Origin of the sequence: Listeria rocourtiae subsp. hofi (assembly GCF_963575615.1) — a bacterium.
Classification (GTDB): Bacteria; Bacillota; Bacilli; order Lactobacillales; family Listeriaceae; genus Listeria_A; species Listeria_A hofi.
The window spans coordinates 1-1,475 of sequence record NZ_CAUYTL010000082.1; the positions used below are offsets into that span (position 1 = coordinate 1).

At 38.7% G+C, this 1,475-nt stretch carries 1 protein-coding gene; it reads right to left on the minus strand.

What is annotated here, in order from left to right:
* Nucleotides 1-43: 43 nt before the first annotated feature.
* A complete protein-coding gene (locus R8925_RS15785; protein WP_430536738.1) occupies nucleotides 44-1,369 on the minus strand; it encodes an IS3 family transposase in 1,326 nt (441 codons plus the stop codon).
* Between the last annotated feature and the right edge of the window lie 106 nt (nucleotides 1,370-1,475).

Sequence of the window (1,475 nt, forward strand, 5' to 3'; positions counted from 1 at the left end):
TTAAAGTGGTACCCATGTCAAGGACACTTGTAAAAAGAAAGAATTAAGCACTCGCTAAAAGATGGTTTCTGTATTGTACAGGAGCCATCTTTTTTAGATTCCATTGATAACGATAGTTATTATAGTAAACCATGTAGTCATCTATTTTTGATTTCAGGGCAGCCAAGGTATCGAAGGAGCGAGAATCGATGTCATCTTTAAAATGACCAAAGAAGGACTCCTGCGGAGCGTTATCCCAACAGTTTCCTCGGCGAGACATAGACTGGCCTAAGCGGTGTTTTTTTAAGAGTTTTTGATAGACTGGACTAGTATAATGGCTTCCTTGATCTGAGTGAATGAAAGCTTCTTTATGTAAAAGATGTCTCCTTTTTTTGAGCTTCTTAATAGTTTGTATCGCAATATCTAAGGTGATGCGATCTGATACATGGTAGGCTAATATTTCATTCGTGGACCCGTCTTTAATGGTTGATAAATAAGCCATTTTGCGCTGACCATAGGGGAGATACGTGATATCTGTAAGTAGCACTTTTCCAGGAATACCTTGCTTAAACTGACGTTTTAATTTATTTGGAATGACGCGATGTTCTTTGGTTGCCGTGGCGATGCGTCGATAAGGATTTGGTTTACGGTGTGGACAAACGATGTTATATTTGCGCATAATCCTACGGATTTTCTTACGACTGTAAATCATGTTAAATTCATTTTCCAGCACCATTTTGATACTCCTAGCTCCCTTTTTGAACCCACGGCGTTGGAAGGCTTTCCGTATTAAATCACGGGCTATTTCATCTTGTTTCTCACGCTGTTTACGATGTGCTTGGCACTGTATATATCGATAATAGCCAGATCTAGACACCTCTAATAAACGACAGAAATAGCTGGTGAAACGAGTAAAGCCATCATCCATTACTAACGTTTGAATCCATTGGAATTTCATATCCGTCGTTAATTTATCTTTTCTTGTGAAGCACCTTCCTTCTATCTTCTCTAGCTTTTTTAGAACAGTCACTTGCTCCTCTAATAGGGCTATTTTTGCTTGTTGTCGCTGAATAGTTTCTTCTGGAGTTAACACGCGTTTAGGCATTTTTTGAGCGCCTTTGCGGTTGTCCATTAACCCAATAACACTATCTTTTTCATAGGCTTTTTTCCAACGATTAGCACATTGTTCTACTCGCTTCATGCCTAGAACGGAGACATCGAAATGATATGCTTCAAAAATAGCGCGTGGTAATTCCCCTGCAAGATAACGTTCCACAAAGATACGCTTGAAAGCGTCAGAGTACGTGATAGCAAGTGGTGAGACATTTCTTACATTGGGATTTTGTTTTAGTTTTTGGATTTCAGTATCTGAGAACAGTTTTTTACTCATAGTTTCTTCCTTTCGAGCGGACTTGTTTCCTTTAGTTGAGTATACAAAAAACACCTATAGAATGCACTTCTTTTTTTGAAGTGTCCATTCTATAGGTACCATTGTA

What these genes read in the sequence shown, in the direction of transcription:
- R8925_RS15785 (WP_430536738.1), bottom strand. Translation starts at nt 1,369, where the DNA reads ATGAGTAAAAAACTGTTCTCAGATACTGAAATCCAAAAACTAAAACAA.